General features: G+C 71.3%; 9 protein-coding genes and 2 pseudogenes. 6 read left to right on the forward strand and 5 right to left on the reverse strand.

Annotation, left to right across the window (positions count from 1 at the left end):
• Positions 1–141: 141 nt before the first annotated feature.
• The 5 genes and pseudogenes from CRP55_RS25370 to mfd all read right to left on the reverse strand — a co-directional run bounded on the left by CRP55_RS25370 (position 142) and on the right by mfd (position 7,757).
• Positions 142–1,758, reverse strand: a complete 1,617-nt coding sequence (locus tag CRP55_RS25370; protein ID WP_097322645.1) for a DUF885 domain-containing protein — start codon at positions 1,756–1,758, stop codon at positions 142–144.
• Between the two features lie 10 nt (positions 1,759–1,768).
• Positions 1,769–2,712, reverse strand: a pseudogene (locus tag CRP55_RS25375) (nucleoside triphosphate pyrophosphohydrolase).
• 481 nt (positions 2,713–3,193) lie between these two features.
• Positions 3,194–3,358 (reverse strand): annotated as a pseudogene (locus tag CRP55_RS25380) (nucleoside triphosphate pyrophosphohydrolase); the annotation flags it as partial.
• Between the two features lie 20 nt (positions 3,359–3,378).
• Complete coding sequence (locus tag CRP55_RS25385) at positions 3,379–4,077, reverse strand: hypothetical protein (protein WP_097322646.1); 699 nt, start codon at positions 4,075–4,077, stop codon at positions 3,379–3,381.
• 83 nt (positions 4,078–4,160) lie between these two features.
• Entirely contained in the window at positions 4,161–7,757 is a 3,597-nt protein-coding gene (gene mfd, locus CRP55_RS25390; protein ID WP_097322647.1) for a transcription-repair coupling factor, read from the reverse strand.
• A gap of 138 nt (positions 7,758–7,895) precedes the next feature.
• Here mfd and CRP55_RS25395 point away from each other — a divergent pair, with 138 nt between their 5' ends.
• The 6 genes from CRP55_RS25395 to CRP55_RS25420 all read left to right on the forward strand — a co-directional run bounded on the left by CRP55_RS25395 (position 7,896) and on the right by CRP55_RS25420 (position 16,431).
• Complete coding sequence (locus tag CRP55_RS25395) at positions 7,896–9,629, forward strand: enoyl-CoA hydratase-related protein (RefSeq protein ID WP_097322857.1); 1,734 nt, start codon at positions 7,896–7,898, stop codon at positions 9,627–9,629.
• Positions 9,630–9,749: 120 nt separating this feature from the next.
• Positions 9,750–12,545, forward strand: coding sequence for a phosphoenolpyruvate carboxylase (gene ppc, locus CRP55_RS25400; protein ID WP_097322648.1), 2,796 nt, complete (start codon positions 9,750–9,752; stop codon positions 12,543–12,545).
• Between the two features lie 117 nt (positions 12,546–12,662).
• Positions 12,663–14,000, forward strand: coding sequence for a cellulase family glycosylhydrolase (locus tag CRP55_RS25405; protein ID WP_097322649.1), 1,338 nt, complete (start codon positions 12,663–12,665; stop codon positions 13,998–14,000).
• A gap of 98 nt (positions 14,001–14,098) precedes the next feature.
• The gene (locus CRP55_RS25410; RefSeq protein WP_097322650.1) at positions 14,099–15,286 is read left to right on the forward strand and encodes an MFS transporter; all 1,188 of its coding nucleotides are present in this window, start codon (positions 14,099–14,101) and stop codon (positions 15,284–15,286) included.
• A gap of 2 nt (positions 15,287–15,288) precedes the next feature.
• Complete coding sequence (locus CRP55_RS25415) at positions 15,289–16,026, forward strand: GntR family transcriptional regulator (protein WP_179855333.1); 738 nt, start codon at positions 15,289–15,291, stop codon at positions 16,024–16,026.
• A gap of 21 nt (positions 16,027–16,047) precedes the next feature.
• Entirely contained in the window at positions 16,048–16,431 is a 384-nt protein-coding gene (locus tag CRP55_RS25420) for a hypothetical protein (protein ID WP_097322652.1), read from the forward strand.
• Positions 16,432–16,443 lie beyond the last annotated feature (12 nt).

Below are 16,443 nucleotides of genomic sequence, written 5' to 3' on the forward strand. Positions count from 1 at the left end.
GCTTGCGCCCAGCCCGGGCCAGCCGCGCCCGAGCCCCTCACACCAACAAGGCAGGCGCGCCCGGCGCTCACGCCGAGGACGGCGGGCGCCTCCACGCACGCCGGGGGCGCCACGATGGGCCAGGGCGCACGCCGGGGCCGGTCAGACGCCGAGGAGGGTGCGCAAGTGGCGGGGCGGTGGGGAGCCGTGGGCCAGCATGGCGTCGTGCCACGCCTTGGGGGTGGCGCCGAACGGGCGGGCGGCGGCCAAAGCGGACACCTCGGTGTAGCCGACAAAGTACGTGGACAGCTGAGTCGATGTGAGCAGGGCGCGGCGCCACTTGCCGGCGGCCTCGCCGTCCTCCTGGAAGCCGGGGCCGGTCATCAGCGCCATGGCCTCGGACTGTGGGAGGTCTTCACAGTGGACCAGCTGGTCGATGATGGCGTTCAAGCTCATCCGGAGCTGCATCTTGAGCTGCTGCAAGCGGACCGGCAGGCCGCCGAAGCCCAGGTCGGCCATGACCTCCTCGGCGTACACGGCCCAGCCCTCGACGAACGGGCCCGACCAGCCCATCGAGCGGACCCGGGTGGCGGCGCGGAAGCGGCGGGCGTGTGCCAGCTGGAGGAAGTGGCCGGGCATGGCCTCGTGGACCGTGAGGTCCCTGATCATGTGGTCGTTGTACTCGCGGTAGAACGACTCGACGCGCTCGGCCGGCCAGTCGGCGGGCGTGGGCGAGATGCAGTAGAAGGTGGGGACCTCGGCGGTCTCCAGGGGGCCGGGCGGATCGCAGTACGCCACGGCGACGCCCCGGGCGAACTCGGGCATCTCCTCGATGACCAGCGGGTCGTCGAGCAGGGTGAGGACGTCGTGTTTGCGGACGAACTCGGTGGCCTCCTCCATGGTCACGCGGGCCAGGCCGACGATCGTGTCGTCGGCCGGATGCTGCGCGGCCAGGCTGTCGAGGGCACGGCGGACGGTCTCGTCGGTGGCCGGGCCGCCGACCAGCTCGGCCGAGGCCTGGCGGAGCTGCTCGCCGACCCGGGCCAGGTTTTCGCGGGCCCGGGACAGGACCTCGGCCGCCGGCAGCTCGGTGTCGAGCGTGTGCCAGAGGCGGGCCTCCCACAGGCGGCGGCCCAGGCGGGGGTCGCGGCCGGGCTCGTTGCTGTCGAGCCGCGCGCGAAGCCAGCCGTCGAACTCGGACAGAGCGGCCAGGGCGGTGGCGGCGGCGGGCTCGACGGCCGCGGCCATGCCGGGCTCCTGCTCGAGCAGAAGGGGCAGCTCGTCACGGATCAGGCCGGCCGTGCCGGCGAACTGGCCGACCGCGGTCTCGGCGTGGATGCGAGGGACGTCGCGCAGGACGGCACGGGCGGTGGCCAGGGCGTCGGGGATGGCGGCGAGCCGGCCGGCCAGGCTGGTGAGGCGCTCCTCGGCCGGGGCGAACTGGCGCGAGAGAAGAGCGTGCAGCAGAGGGCCGGGGTTGTGGTGCAGCGGGTTCCACTCGTGCTCGCGAACGTCGGTGGCCTCGAACAGGCCCCGCTCGACGATGGCGGCGAGGATCGCGTGGTCGACCTGCTCCTCGGGCTCGAGACCGTCGGCGTCGACACCGGACAGGGCGTCGGCGGCATCGCGCAGCATGGCGACCTTGGCGGTGACGGCGCCCGGCGAGAGGTCGGGCATGCGGTCGTCGAAGCGGTGGTCACCCGTCTCGGTGGCGAGCCCCGGCTCGGCCTCGAGGATGGCGTCGACGATGCGCTCGGCTAGCGGTACGAACTCCGGCATGTCGTGAAACCTACTCGGGGGGTCGGACATTTTCGCGCGCTCGCACCGTGTCGGCGTAGGCGAGGGCAGCCTGGCGCAGAAGGTGTTCGGCGTCGGGCGACTCGGCGACGAGGCGGAGCAGCCGGGATCCGACGTCGTCGCCGGTGGGCAGCGGCACCTCGAGGCCCGCTCGTCGCGTACGGGAAAGAATCTTGGCACTCAGAGCGAGAGCCGGCTGAGAGAGAGCAATGCCGTCCAGCGCGGATTGGCGGGATTTCTCGGCTTTTTTGATGCGCTCCCAGTTGGCGGTGATCTCTTCGATGTCGGCCACGGCCTCACCCGCGAAAACATGCGGATTCCGGCGGATCATCTTGTCGACAAAGCCGCCGGCCACGTCGTCGATGCTCCAGCGCTCATCCTCGGGATGCTCCTCGGCCAGACGAGAATGCAAGAGAATTTGCAGCAGTACGTCCCCGAGCTCCTCCCGAAGAGCATCGGTGTCATCGGCTTCGATTGTGTCGTACGCCTCGTAGGCCTCTTCGAGAAGATATTGCGCAAGGGTTTGATGGTTCTGCTGCCGCTTCCAGGGATCCCCACCGGGCGAGACCAGCTGATCCATCACCGCCACGGCGTCGAGCAGGCGGGCACCGGGCGGATCCCACGACCCATACATGAGCTCAAGCTCGGCGAGACCAGGCTCCCGCGCAAGCCGAAGCCCAAGAGAGCGGGCAAAGCTTTCATCGCCATCAGGCCCCGCAAGCCAGACAACGACCCGCTGCTCGGCCACGTCGCCGCGCCCGGCCACCTCACCGCGGCCGGCGAACTCGCCTCGTTCCGCCAACTCACCCAGCCCGACCACCTCACCGCGGCCGGCCACCTCGCCCAGCCCGCCCCCCTCGCCGCGACCGGCGACCCCACCACGTTCCACCACCTCACCCAGCCCGACCCCCTCGCCGCGGCCGGCGACCCCACCACGGCCCGCCGCCTCGCCCAGCTTGGCCATCTCGCGGCGGTCGGCGAGCGCGCCTCGTTCCACTGCGCTGTCGTCGTCGGAAATTTCGGAAATGTTCGGAGATGGGGGAAGGGGGTCGGCGGCGCCCGCAGCAGTGGGGGCAGGAACGGCACCCGCGGAAGTAGGAGCGGGATCGGTGCCCGCGGAAGCAGGAGCGGAGGTGGCGCCCGCGGAAGAAGGAGCGGAGGTGGCGCCCGCAGAAGAAGGAGCGGAGGTGGCGCCCGCAGAAGAAGGAGCGGAGGTGGCGCCCGCGGAAGCAGGAGCGGAGGTGGCGCCCGCGGAGCTAGGAGTGGGGGTAACGGCCGTGGAGCTGGGAGCGGAAGGCGCGCCCGTGAAATTAGGGACGGCCGCGGAGATGGGGGTGATCGGGACGCCCATGAAAGTGGGGGCGCCGGTCGGGGAAGGCGTGATGCCCAGGGTGGCGAGCAGCGTCTCCGGGTTGGGGTCGATGACCGTTACCGGGACGCCGCTCGCTCGTAGGGCGGCTGCCTGTGGGGACTCGGCGGCGGTGTAGACGGGGTGGGCGCGGAGCGTGTCCCACGCGGCGGCCGTCAGCAAGCCCGCGGGCAGGCGTGGTGACGTGACGAGCAGGACGATCCGAGCGGTCATGCCGCCAACTCTGCCAGGGGTCAGGGCACCTCGATCACGGGGGCACCGGCGTCGGCCGCGCCCAGCGGGACCGTGACCAGCGGGCGCAGCTCGCCGTTCTGGGTCTGGAAGTCCAGGACCGAGATCTGCAGCGGCTGGTAGCGCGGGTTCACCTTGATCTTCAAGTCGCCCGCGGCCGAGGCCACCTCGTCGCGGACCGCGGCCGACGTCGTCACCAGTTGCTGGTTCTCGGCCGGCAGCTGGGTCTTGAACTGGTCGAACGTCATCGCCGGGTCGACTTCCCCGGCCGCCTTCAGCGTGTCGTAGACCGTCTGGAGGTCTTCGTCGCTCGGCTTGGCCGACGAGGAGCCGGCCCGCTCGCGGAGCAGGCGGATCAGCGCGTCCGACTCCGCGTAGAGCCGCACGTACTCCGCCTTCTCCGGCAGCTTCAGCTGGGTCGCGTAGTCGCCCAGCGGCAGGTTGGCCGGCAGGGTGACGTTCTCGTTTTTCGCCACCCGGCTCATCACGTCGGCGCTGACCAGCGTCTTCACGATGTCGCCGCGGGAGATCGGCACGGCGCCCTTGGCCCCGGCGTCGGTCAGGGCCGTCCGCGCGTCGTCGTAGATCTGCTGGACGCGCTTCTCCGTGATGCGGCCGGAGTCGCCCACATAGGCGGCCACGGAGGGCTCGCTGCGGCAGGCGGAGAGTCCGGCCACGGTCAGAGACGCGACGACAACCATGGATGCGAGTCGGCGGGCACGCTGCATGGCCATGACTCTCTCACGCCCCGTATGACACACGTCACCCGGCCCGCCGCTCGTCGTCAAACTGAAGCCCGCACCGGCTCGCCCAGCACGTCGGTCAGGAGTTGGGCGCACCACTCCAGCAGGGCCTGGTCGCGCAGCGGCTCGCCGCCCAGGCGGCGGGTGCTGGGGCGGGGGACGCTCACCTGGTCGTTGGCCGACTTGTAGACCGAGTCGGGGTGGTAGCGCTTCAGCCGCATCTGCTTCGAGTCGGGCAGCGGGAGCGGGGAGAAGCGGATGTGCTTGCCCTGCATCGAGACGTCGGTCAGGCCGTACGCGCGGGCGCGCTGGCGGAAACGGGCGACCGCGATCAGGTTGGCCACCTGGGCCGGGGGCTCGCCGTAGCGGTCGGTCATCTCGGCCACGACCTCGCGCAGTTTCTCCTCGTCGCGGGCCTCGGCCAGTTTGCGGTACATCTCGAGGCGCAGGCGCTCGACCGCGATGTACTCGACCGGCAGGTGGGCGTCGACCGGGAGGTCGATCTTGACCTCGGGCTCCTCCTCGGGGCGTTCGCCCTTGAAGGCCTGCACCGCCTCGCCGACCATCCGCACGTACAGGTCGAAGCCGACGCCCTCGATGTGGCCGGACTGCTCGCCGCCGAGCAGGTTGCCGGCGCCGCGGATCTCCAGGTCCTTCATCGCCACGTACATGCCGGCGCCGAGCTCCGTGTGCTGGGCGATGGTCGCCAGGCGCTCGTGGGCCTGCTCGGTGAGCGGTTTCTCCGGCGGGTAGAGGAAGTAGGCGTACGCCCGTTCCCGGCCCCGGCCGACCCGGCCCCGGATCTGGTGGAGCTGAGCCAGGCCGAGCAGGTCGGCCCGCTCGACGATCAGCGTGTTGGCGTTCGGGATGTCGATGCCGGACTCGACGATCGTGGTGCAGACCAGGACGTCGAACTCCTTCTCCCAGAAGCCGACCATGACCTTTTCGAGCTGTTCCTCGCTCATCTGGCCGTGTGCCACCGCGACCCGGGCCTCGGGGACCAGCTCGCGCAGCTTGCGGGCCGCCTTGTCGATCGACTCGACCCGGTTGTGCAGGTAGAAGACCTGGCCGTCGCGCAGCAGCTCGCGGTGCACGGCCGCCGCCACCTGCTTCTCGTCGTGGGCGCCGACGAAGGTGAGCACCGGGTGGCGCTCCTCGGGCGGGGTGGCGATGGTCGACATCTCGCGGATGCCGGTGATGGCCATCTCCAGGGTGCGCGGGATCGGCGTGGCCGACATGGTCAGCACGTCGACCGAGGCGCGCAGGGCCTTGAGCTGCTCCTTGTGCTCGACGCCGAAGCGCTGCTCCTCGTCCACGATGATCAGGCCGAGGTTTTTGAACTTGGTGGAGTTGGCCAGCAGCCGGTGGGTGCCGATCACGATGTCGGCGGTGCCGTTGGCCGCCTCTTCGAGGGTCAGGCGGGCCTCGGTCGGCGTCTGGAAGCGGGACAGCTGCTTGATGGCGAGCGGGAACTGCGACATGCGCTCGGTGAACGTGTTGTAGTGCTGCTGAGCCAGCAGGGTCGTCGGCACCAGCACGGCCACCTGCTTGCCGTCCTGCACGGCCTTGAAGGCGGCCCGTACGGCGATCTCGGTCTTGCCGTAGCCGACGTCGCCGCAGATCAGGCGGTCCATCGGGACGGACAGCTCCATGTCGTGCTTCACCTCGGAGATGGCGGCGAGCTGGTCGGGCGTCTCCTGGTAGGGGAAGGCGTCCTCCAGCTCGCGCTGCCACGGGGTGTCCGGACCGAACGAGTGGCCCTTGGAGGCCTGCCGCGCCGCGTAGAGCTGGATGAGCTGGGCGGCGATCTCCTTGACCGCCTTGCGGGCGCGGGCCTTGCTCTTCTGCCAGTCGGCGCCGCCCATCTTGTGCAGCGCCGGCGACTCGCCGCCGACGTAGCGGGAGAGCTGGTCGAGCTGGTCGGTCGGCACGTAGAGCCGGTCGCCGGGCTGGCCCCGCTTGGACGCGGCGTATTCGAGCACGATGTATTCGCGGTCGGCGCCGTTGACCGTGCGCTGGACCAGCTCCACGTACCGCCCGATGCCGTGCTGCTCGTGCACCACGAAGTCGCCCGGCTTCAGCTCGAGCGGGTCGATCGTGTTGCGCCGCCGCGACGGCATCTTGCGCATGTCCTTCGTGGACGCGCCGCGGCCGCCGGTGATGTCGTTGCCGGTGATGACGGCGAGCTGCGAGGCCTCGTCGACGAAGCCGTGGTTGAGCCCGCCGCAGGTGACGATGAGCTGGCCGGGCTCGATCGGCTCTTCCAAGGACTCGACCGGGGTGACGCCCAGGCCGGCGTCGCGCAGCACCTCGGTGGCCCGCTGGGCGGTGCCGTGCCCCTCGAAGACGAGCGCGATGGCCCAGCCGGCGGCGGCCCAGTCGTGCAGGTCGGCCGCGAGCTTGGCGGTGTCGCCGTGGTAGAGCGGCACGGGCTGGGCGGCCAGCGCGATGGCGTCGCCGGCGTCGGGCGCGACCTCGACCGCGGGCGTCTCCAGCCACGGTTGATCGTCGGCGGGTTCGTCAGCGGAGGCGAGGCCGAACGGCGACACCGTCCACCAGGGCTGACGCAGGGTCGCGGCGTGGGCCCGTACATCAGCGAGGGTCTTGAAAGCGGCGGCGCCGACATCGATCGGCGCCTGGCCCCCGACGGCGGCCGCGGCCCAAGAGGCTTCCAAGAATTCCGCGGATGTACGGGTGAGGTCGTGCGCCCTCGTGCGAATGCGCTCGGGGTCGCAGAGCAGCACGTGGGTGTCGGCGGGCATGCAGTCGAGCAGGAGCTCCATGCTGTCGGTGCCGTCGAGCAGCGCCGGCGCGAGGGACTCCATCCCTTCGACCGGGATACCCTCTGCCAATTTGTCCAGAATTTCCGACAATTCCGGATGGGCGGCCGCGAGGGAAGCGGCCTTCGACCGAACGTCAGGCGTCAACAGCAGCTCACGGCACGGCGGCGCGAACAGCGACTGGACCGGGTCGATGGTGCGCTGGTCGGCGACCGCGAAGGTGCGGATCTCCTCGACCTCGTCGCCCCAGAACTCGACCCGCGACGGGTGCTCGTCGGTGGGCGGGAAGACGTCGAGGATGCCGCCGCGGACGGCGAACTCGCCGCGCTTGGTGACCAGGTCGACCCGGGCGTACGCCATGTCGGTGAGGCGGCGGGCGACGCCCTCGAGCTCGGCCTCACCGCCGGTGGTCAGCTCGACCGGCTCGAGATCGCCCAGGCCCTTGAGCTGCGGCTGGAGCACCGAGCGGACCGGCGCGACGACGACCTGGATCTCCTGGCCGACCGCGGGGTGGGCGAGGCGGCGCAGCACGGCCAGGCGACGGCCGACCGTGTCGGAGCGCGGGGAGAGCCGCTCGTGCGGCAGCGTCTCCCAGGAGGGGTAGACCACGACCCGGTCGGCCGGCAGCAGGCAGCCGAGCGCGTCGGCCAGGTCGTCGGCCTCGCGGCTGGTGGCCGTCACGGCCAGAACCGGGCGGCCGGCATTACCGGCGACGGTGGCGACCAGGAACGGCCGCAGCGAGGCGGGCGCGGTCAGATCGAGCGAATCGGAGTCGACGAAGCCCTTGCGCGCCAGGTCACGGGCGCGCGCGAGGCCGCGATCGCGGAGGGCGGCCGGGATCAGACCGGAAAGCTGCATGCGAAAACCCCACGTCGAAAAACCCCAACGCCCGGGAGGGGCGGGGGTACGACGCCAAGTCTAGTCCGGCCCTCTGACATTCGACGGACGCACAGGATGTCCGACATAAACGTCTATGCCAGGTAAAGAGTGGCCAACGTGCGAATCCTGCTGCTCGTCACGGCGTTCAACGGCCTCAGCCAGCGTGCCTGGTGTGCGCTGCGCGAGGCCGGACACGATGTCGGTGTGCAGCTCGCGACCGGCGCGGCCGACATCATCGACGGCGTCCGCCGGGCCGAGCCCGAGCTCATCATCTGCCCCTTCCTCAAGGACAGGGTGCCCGCGGAGGTCTGGCGGCACTGGCGCACGGTGATCATCCACCCCGGCCCGGCCGGTGACCGGGGGCCGTCCTCGCTGGACTGGGCCATCGCCGAGGGCGCGCGGTCCTGGGGCGTCACCGCGCTCCAGGCCGTCGACGAGATGGACGCCGGCCCGGTCTGGGCCACCCGCACCTTCGCGATGCCGGCCGCCCCGCCGCGCAAGTCGTCGCTCTACAACGGGCCGGTGGCCGACGCCGCCATGGAGTGCGTCCTCGAGGTCGTGGCCAAGGCGGCCGACCCTTCGTTCCGGCCGACGGCGCAGAAAGAGTCGCAGACGCGGCCGCTCATGACCCAGAAGGACCGCGCCTTCGACTGGAGCGACCCCACCGAGCGGATCCTCCGCACGATCCGGGCCGCCGACGGCGCGCCGGGCGTGCGCACCGAAGTCGGCGGGCTGGACGTCTTCGCGTACGACGCCACGCCGGGCCTCGGCCGCCGCTTCGACAAAAAACCGGGCCAGATCATCAGCCGCCGGCAGGGCGCCGTCCTGGTCGGCACCGGCGACGGCAGCCTCTGGCTCGGCCACCTGCGCGCGGCCGGCCCGCAGCATCCGCGAGCCAAGATCAAACTGCCCTCGACGACGCTGCTCGGCGCCCGCCTGCGCGGCGTGCCCCACTCCCCCCTGCCGGTCGACGTGGAGCCCGAGTCCCCGGCCGCCTATCGCCAGGTCCGCTACCGCCGGGCCGGGCGCGTCGGCTGGCTCAGCTTCGACTTCTACAACGGCGCGATGGCGCCCGGGCACTGCCGACGGCTGCTGGCCGGGCTGCGCCACGCCGCCGCCCAGGACACCAGCGTGCTGGTGCTGCGGAGCGGGACCGACGCCTTCAGCAACGGCATCCACCTCAACGTGGCCGAGGCCGCGCCCGACCCGGCCGGCACCGCCTGGGCCAACATCCGGGCCATCAACGACGTGTGCCGGGAGATCGTCACCTGCACGAAGCAGGTGGTCATCGCCGCCTACGCCGGGAGCGCCGGCGCCGGCGGCGTGATGCTCGGGCTGGGCGCCGACATCGTGGCGGCCCGCGACGGGATCGTTCTCAACCCTTATTACGACATCGGGTTGTACGGGTCGGAGCTGCACACCTTCACCCTCCCGCGCCGTGTCGGCGGCGACCGGGCCCAGGAACTGGTCGACGGCAAGCTGCCGGTCAGCGCCGCCCGGGCGGTCACGCTCGGACTGGCCGACGAAGTCGGCCCGCGCCACCCCGACGCGTACGGCGAATGGCTGACCGCCCTGGCCGAGCGCGAGAGTGACCCGCGCGCCGCCCGCCGTCGCCGCCAGGCGAAGGCGAGGCGCCTGGCCGCCGAACGTGTGCCGCTGGAGGTCTACGAGGCGCGTGAGCTGGCCGAGATGAGCCGCGACATGTACGCCGACCGCTCCGGCTTCGCCGCCGCCCGCCACGCCTTCGTGCACAAGACGCGGGCCACGGAGACACCCGCGCGGCTGCTCTTCGAGTCGGTCAGCCGCCCCCGCCGCCACCTCCTGCGCCCCGCGATCCCGGTCTCCGCCTAATTCCGCCGGGCGGAGGTGAGACTTCCCTCAGTTTGCCCGGGGATGGGGCGGCGCCGATACGATCGGCGAAGTCGGGACAGCGCTGTCCTGGAGCACCTTGAGGCGAAGGAGCGCCCCCCGATGACAGACCAGCACGGCTACCTCGATCCCGACGGGCCCGACGCCGCTTTGCGCGCGGACATCCGCCGGATCGGCACGCTTCTTGGCCAGACTCTGGCTCGCCAGGAGGGCCGTCCCCTTCTCGATCTGGTCGAGGAGGTACGCGCCCTGGTCCGCCAGGACGCGCAGGCCGCGGCCGACCGCCTCGCCGCGATGGACATCACCACCGGCACCAAGCTGGCTCGCGCCTTCTCGACGTACTTCCACCTGGCCAACATCACCGAGCAGGTGCACCGGGCCCGCGACCTGCGCCGGCGCCGCGCCCGCGACGGCGGCTGGCTCGACCAGGCGGCCAAGCTGATCGCCGAGAAGGGCGTGCCGTCCGACGAGATCGCCGCGGCCGCCCGCCGGCTCGCGGTGCGGCCGGTCTTCACCGCGCACCCGACCGAGGCGTCCCGGCGCTCGATCCTGTCGAAGCTGCGCCAGCTGGCCGACACCCTGGACGCCGAGGCGTCGGCCGCGATCCTCTACGGCCAGGCCGACACCACCGCCTCGACGCGCAAGTTCGCCGAGCTCATCGACCTGCTGTGGCAGACCGACGAGCTGCGCCTGGACCGGCCCGAGCCGACCGACGAGGCCCGCAACGCCGTCTACTACCTGCGCGACCTCTACGCCGAGGCCGCCCCTCAGGTGCTCTCCGACCTGGCCGAGACGCTGCGCCAGCTCGGCGTCGAGACCGCGCCGACGGCCCGGCCGCTCACCTTCGGCTCGTGGATCGGCGGCGACCGCGACGGCAACCCGTTCGTGACGCCCGCGGTCACCCGCGACGTGCTGCTGATCCAGCACGAGCACGGCATCCAGGCCACCGAGGCCGCCATGGACCAGCTGATCGACGTGCTGTCGGTGTCGCGCCGGCTGCGCGGGGTCTCCCTCGACCTGTCGGCGTCGCTGGCCAAGGACCTGGACAACCTGCCCGAGGTGGCGCCGCGCTTCCGCCGCACGAACGCCGAGGAGCCGTACCGGCTCAAGGTCCGGGCGATCAAGGCGAAGCTGGCCAACACCCGCGAGCGGCTGCGCAACGGCACCGCCCACGTGCCGGGCCGTGACTACCTGGGCAGCGACGAGCTGATCAGCGACCTCGAGCTGATGCGGGCCTCGCTGGCCCGCAACTCGGGCCAGCTGACCGCGGTCGGCGTGGTCGCCACGACCATCCGCACGGTGTCGGCCTTCGGCCTGCAGCTGGCCACGCTCGACGTGCGCGAGCACGCGGAGAAGCACCACGAGGTGCTCCAGCAGATGTACGCGCAGGTCGGCGAGGTCGACGACTACGCCGCGCTCGACCGGGCGGACCGGACCAAGCTGCTGGCCACCGAGCTCACCGGGCGGCGGCCGCTGGCCAGCGCCGACACGCCGCTCACGGACTCGGCCCGCAAGACGTTCGACGTGTTCAACACGATCCGCGACGTGCAGGACCGCTTCGGCGCCGACGTCATCGAGACGTACATCATCTCGATGACCCTGGGTGTCGACGACGTGCTGGCGGCGGCCGTGCTGGCCCGGGAGGCCGGCCTGGTCGACATCCACACCGGACGGGCGCGGGTCAACATCGTGCCGCTGCTGGAGACGCCGGCCGAGCTCGACGCGGGCGGCGACCTGCTCGACGAGATGCTGTCGCTGCCGGCCTACCGCGAGATCGTGCGGGCGCGGGGTGACGTGCAGGAGGTCATGCTCGGCTACTCCGACTCGAACAAGGAAGGCGGCATCACCACCAGCCAGTGGGGCATCCACAAGGCGCAGCGCAAGCTGCGTGACGTGGCGGCCCGGCACGGGGTGCGGCTGCGGCTCTTCCACGGCCGGGGCGGCACGGTCGGCCGTGGTGGCGGCCCCACCCACGAGGCGATCCTGGCCCAGCCGTACGGCACGCTCGACGGCGCGATCAAGGTGACCGAGCAGGGCGAGGTCATCTCGGACAAGTACACGATCCCGGCTCTGGCCCGCGAGAACCTCGAGCTGACGGTGGCCGCGGTGCTGCAGGCGACGCTGTTGCACACCGAGCCGTCGGTCGATCAGGACCGGCTGGCCCGGTGGGACGCGACCATGGACTGCGCCTCGGACGCGGCCTTCGGCACGTACCGCAGCCTGGTCGAGAACCCCGACCTTCCGGCCTACTTCTGGGCGGCCACGCCGACGGAGTTGCTGGGCGCGCTGAACATCGGCTCCCGTCCGTCGAAGCGGCCGAACGCGGACGCCGGTCTGGGCGGCCTGCGGGCCATCCCGTGGGTGTTCGGCTGGACGCAGACCAGGCAGATCGTGCCGGGCTGGTTCGGTGTCGGCTCGGGCCTCAAGGCGGCCCGCGAGGCGGGCAAGACCGAGGTTCTGGCCGAGATGTACGGCGACTGGCAGTTCTTCAAGACGTTCCTGTCGAACGTCGAGATGATGCTGTTCAAGACCGACCTGTCGATCGCCAAGCGGTACGTCGAGACGCTGGTGCCGGAGCACCTGCACCCGATCTTCGAGAAGATCCAGGCCGAGTACGAGCTGACGGTGCGCGAGGTGCTCGCCATCACCGGCACGTCGGAGCTGCTGGAGAGCCAGCCCGAGCTCAAGCGCACGCTGGGCGTCCGCGACACGTACCTGGAGCCGCTGCACCACCTCCAGGTGGCGCTGTTGCGGCAGTACCGCGACCTGAACGAGGCGGACCGCCAGCTGCAGGTGGGCCCGGGGGCGCGGCGGGCGCCGTCCGACTCAACGGCGCTGGAGCGGGCGCTGCTGACCTCGGTCAACGGCATCGCGGCGGGCATGCGCAACACCGGCTGATCGTCGTTCGACCGATGGCCGGGCACTCCTCGCGGGGTGCCCGGCCATATTTACATGGGTAACTTTCCGTGCCATTGTGGGAGCGCTCCCAAATCCCCTCACTGGAAGCGAATCCCCATGCGCAAACTCCTCCTCACCTCCGCGGCGGTTCTCGCCGCCGCCGCGACCGCCCTCGCGGTGGCCCAACCGGCCAGCGCCGAGACCGCCGCCTTCACCGTGGTCAGCTCTTGGAGCAACGGCTACCAGGGACAGGTCGCGGTCACCAACACCACGTCGTCGACGATCACCACCTGGCGGGTCGAGCTGACCTTCCCCGCCGGCACGACCGTCGCCCAGTCGTGGAACGCCACCCAGTCCGGCACCGTGTTCACGCCCGCGAGCTGGAACGGGACCCTGGCGCCGGGCGCGTCGACCAGCTTCGGCTTCATCGCCAACGGCAGCGGGCGGCCCACCGCCTGCCGGATCAACGGCGTCTCGTGCGACGGCTCGACGCCCCCGCCGACCACTCCCCCGGTCACCACACCTCCCCCGACGGGCACCACCCCGGTGGCGATCAACGGGCAGCTCCGCGTCTGCGGCGTGCACCTGTGCAACTCGTCCGGGCAGGCGATCCAGCTCCAGGGCATGAGCACGCACGGCCTCCAGTGGTTCGCCGACTGCTACAACGACGCCTCGCTCGACGCGCTGGCCACCGACTGGCGGGCCGACCTGCTGCGGGTCTCGATGTACGTGCAGGAGCAGGGCTACGAGACCAACCCGTCCGGCTTCACCTCGCGGGTCAACAGCCTGGTCGACGAGGCGTCCGAGCGCGGCCTCTACGCGATCATCGACTTCCACACGCTGACGCCGGGCGACCCCAACTACAACCTGGCCAACGCCAAGACGTTCTTCGCCAACGTGTCGGCCCGCAACGCGGCGAAGCCGAACGTCATCTACGAGATCACCAATGAGCCCAACGGCGTCAGCTGGGCCGGCATCAAGTCGTACGCCGAGCAGGTCATCCCGGTCATCCGGGCCAACGACCCGGACGCCGTGATCATCGTGGGCACCCCCGGCTGGTCCTCGCTCGGCGTCTCGGAGGGCTCGAACTCGAGCCAGATCATCGCGAACCCGGTCAACGCCTCCAACATCATGTACGCGTTCCACTTCTACGCGGCCTCGCACAAGGACAACTACCGGGCCGAGGTGCAGCGGGCGGCCGCCTCGCTGCCACTGTTCGTCACCGAGTTCGGCACCGTCACCTACACCGGCGGCGGCGCGGTCGACCTGGCCAGCACGACCACCTGGCTCGACCTGCTCGACCAACTCCAGATCAGCTACGCCAACTGGACGTACTCGGACGCCGACGAGAGCAGCGCCGCCTTCAGGCCGGGCACCTGCGGCGGGCCGACCTACGCCGGCACCGGCGTCCTGACCGAGTCGGGCACCTACATGCGCAACCGCATCCGCAACTGACCTTCCAAGGGCTCCGAGCGATCGCGCTCGGAGCCCTTCTGTCTGACCTGCGTGTAACATTAGCTTGTATAACAACTAATGATCTTGGCAGGTACGGCATGACGGTGATCGAGCGCGAGGCCATGAGCCCGGCACAGATCAGGCTTTCCTCGACGCTTCTGACGTCGTCGCTGATCGGGCGGCTGCCGCAGGCCATGTCCTCGCTGGCGCTGCTGCGCGTCGTGCTCGACGCCGGTGGCTCGTACGCCTTCGCCGGCGCCCTGACCTCGATCTACATTCTTGCCGGTACGGTCGGAGCACCGCTGATCAGCCGCACGATCGACCGCACCGGGCGGGCGCGGCAGACCCTGGTGGCCGCGGCCGCCGCGTCCGGGCTGGCCTTCCTCGGCATCGCGGTGACCGCACCGGGCCATCCGGCCGCGGCCGTCCTCCTCACCCTGATCGCCGGCATCGCGGCCCCGCCCCTCGAACCGGTCCTGCGCAGCCTGTGGCCCCGGTTCATGCGGCCCGGCGACCAGCTCACCAAGGCGTTCAGCGCCGACGCGGCCGTACAGGAACTGATCTTCGTCCTGGGTCCGCTGTTCAGCGCGATCAGCATCGCCGTGCTGGGCGCGCCGGGCGCGGTCGCCGTCATGGGCGTCATCGGACTGGCCGGCACCGCGCTGTTCTGCGCGCACGGCATCCTCGAGCGCACGGCCCCGGCCGAGCACACCGGCCGGCGCGGATCGCCGCTGCGCTACGCGGCCATCCGCACCCTGGTCCTGGCCCAGGTCGCGGCCGGCGTACCGGTCGGCGTGCTCGCCATCACGGCCACCGCCCACGCCACCAGCGCCGGCAACGCGGCCCTGTCCGGCTGGGGCCTGGCCGTGAACGGCATCGGCGCGTTCGCCGGCGCGGTCCACATCAGCCGCCGCCCCTTCCGGGCCGCCCCGGAGCGTCTCGTCCGGCCCGGGCTGCTGCTGGTCGCGCTCTTCTACGCGCCCACCGCGTTCGTGCAGACGCCGCCGGCGTACTGGCTGACCGCCGCTTTTGTCAGTGGGATCTGCCTGGCCCCGTACCTCACCCTGGTCTTCCGGGCCACAGAAGCGAGCGCCCCGGCCGCGGTGGCGACGGAAGCGAACGCGTGGATCGTCAGTGCCTTCAGCGTGGGCATCGGCGCCGGAACCTATCTGGCCGGCCTGTCGACCGACCATTGGGGACTCGCCGGCACCACCGTGGCCGTCCTCGGCGCGTCGGCGATCGCGGCGCTGGGCGCGCTGAACACCCGGTTGCCTACGATGCGATGACTATGACCGACCGTCTCTCGTTCCTGGCGGCGCCGCTGGCCCGCGACGCCGGCGTCCCGCTGCGCGTCCAGGTGCACAGCCGCATCCTCGACGGCATCCGCACCGGCGCGCTGACCCCCGGCTCGATGATCCCGACCGAGACCGAGATCGGCCGCCTCCTCGGCGTGAGCCGCACGGTCGTCCGCGAGGCCCTGATGCTGCTCGACGAGGACGGCTTCATCGTCTCCCGCCGCGGCATCGGCCGCTTCGTCGCCGACGCCGTCCCCGAGGCCGGGCTGGAACGCCTGCGCCCGCTGGAAGACCTGCTGAGCATGCCCGGCAGCGTGCTGGAGCTGCGCCGCACGCAGGGCGAACTCCAGGAGACCACGTCGACCTACATAGCCGAGGAGCTGGCCATCCCCGCCGACTCGGCGGCGTGGTTCTTCGAGACGGTCGTACTGCGAGACGGCCAGCCGATCGCCCTGAGCCAGGAACACCTCCCGGCCGACGCCCCGGTGGCCTCGCTCTCGGCCGGCGAAACGGCCCTGTCCGCCCTGCTCGACCGCCTCGGCTCGGGCGTCGTCCGTTTCACGGCCGGCCTGCTCGGCGAGTCCCGGGCGGCGCCGCTCGACGCCGACCCCGGCGAGCCCGTCCTGATCGTCACCCAGACGGCGAAGCTCGACGGCCGCCCCATCTACCTCGCCAAACACATGCTCCGCGCCGGCGCCGGCCAGCTATCCGTTCGCCAGCCGGGCCAGTAGCAACCTTGCGATACTCGGCGCATGATCCGGTCGGCGCTGCTCCCTGTCTGCCTGATCCTCGGCCTGGCCGCCTGCACGGCCGATGACAGTCCTTCGCCGGCGCCCAGCTCACAGGGCACCGGCACCATCGAACTGGTCCCGGACGACACGAACCCCGACGACCGCGTCGCGGAAATCCTCACCGGCGAAGCCACACTGGTCTCCCACGCCTTCAACAACGGCGTGATCCAGGTAGGTGTCCGATCCTCGGTCGACGAGCGCCTGCGCCTGTGCGACCGCCTGGCCGACGAGTTCCGCGACAACCAGGCCGTCGACCAGATCCTGGTCACCGCCGTGCCGGCCGCCCCACTGGTCCACTGGAACAGCTCAGACGCCCAGTGCACGGCCGACCCGGCGACTCCCTGACCTCAGGTGCCT

Source organism: Paractinoplanes atraurantiacus (genome assembly GCF_900215205.1).
GTDB lineage: Bacteria > Actinomycetota > Actinomycetes > Mycobacteriales > Micromonosporaceae > Actinoplanes > Actinoplanes atraurantiacus.